The organism is Pseudoalteromonas caenipelagi (assembly GCF_013140855.1).
In the GTDB taxonomy this organism is placed as follows: domain Bacteria; phylum Pseudomonadota; class Gammaproteobacteria; order Enterobacterales; family Alteromonadaceae; genus Pseudoalteromonas; species Pseudoalteromonas caenipelagi.
The window spans coordinates 1-1,074 of record NZ_JABBPG010000028.1 but is presented as its reverse complement, the minus strand read 5'-3'; the positions used below and the strand labels follow the sequence as shown (position 1 = coordinate 1,074).

Sequence of the window (1,074 nt, the reverse complement as noted above, 5' to 3'; positions counted from 1 at the left end):
GCAAGCAATCCAGTACCCGCTGGTGCTTTCTGCCGAGCAGTACAGGTTATGGTTATTGCACCAGGGGAATCCGAATGCGGCCTATAACATCCCGCTGGTGATCCGTTTTCACCGAGAGTTCACAGGTGAAGCCATTGATAGGGCATTGCACCAGCTGCTGTCGGCGCACGCAAGCCTGAGAATGCGGTTTGTCGAACAAGGCGGTACTGTGCTGCAGCTGCCAGTGGCGGTATCTGAGCTGGCTGTCGCGGTCAGGGACATAGAGAGCGCAGCTTTGCCAGCAGAGATAGCAGCCGAATCAAACCGCTGTTTCCGCCTGGATGAGCAGGCATGCGCCATTTCACGCTTATGCCTTGATAACGGCCAACAAGTGCTGCTGTTCAATATTCATCACATTTGCTTTGATGGCCAGTCCATTACTCCGCTGATGAATGCCTTTGCTCATGCTCTAGAGGGCAGGGAACTCAGTGAAAATACTAGCTTTGAACATTTTGTCCTGTGGCAGCAGGGGGAGGCCTATGCGGCGCAACATGCGAGCGATATGGCGTTCTGGCAGGAGAAACTCGAGCATGTGGCGCAAACGACCTCTTTACCCAGCGACTTGTCGGCTGAAATGGGGACGCAATCGGCGCAGTTTGAGTATGCCTTAAACGAGCAGGACTGCCGCGGTGTGTCGGCAATGTGTACTAAGTTGGGGATCACCGAATTCAGTTTCTGGTTTGCCTTGGTCAGTTTGGTGCTGGGACGTTTGAACAATACCCGGGATGTGATTCTGGCAACACCGGTTGCCAACCGACTCAGAGCGAACGATCAGGATGGCGTCGGCTTTTATGCCAACACCCTGATGTTAAGGCAGGCGTGGCAGGAGTCTGCTAGCCTCGGCACTTTGCTGCTGGCCACACAGGAAATGGTGACGGACAGCATGATCCACCAGTCGGCATCGCTGGATAAGCTGATGGCAAGCCTCAAGCAAAACAATGCCATGGCGGTGGATGTCTTTTCTGAAGTCTTGTTTACTGTGTCACAGGAGCATACTGCGGCGCCTTGGCAGGAGACCCTATCGTTATCTACGGG

The 1,074-nt window shown here is 54.1% G+C and carries 1 protein-coding gene; it reads left to right on the top strand.

Features of this window, described 5'->3' with window-relative positions; translation table 11 throughout:
• Positions 1-1,074: condensation domain-containing protein (locus tag HG263_RS22105; RefSeq protein ID WP_171628233.1), on the top strand; the 1,074-nt coding region annotated here is incomplete at both ends.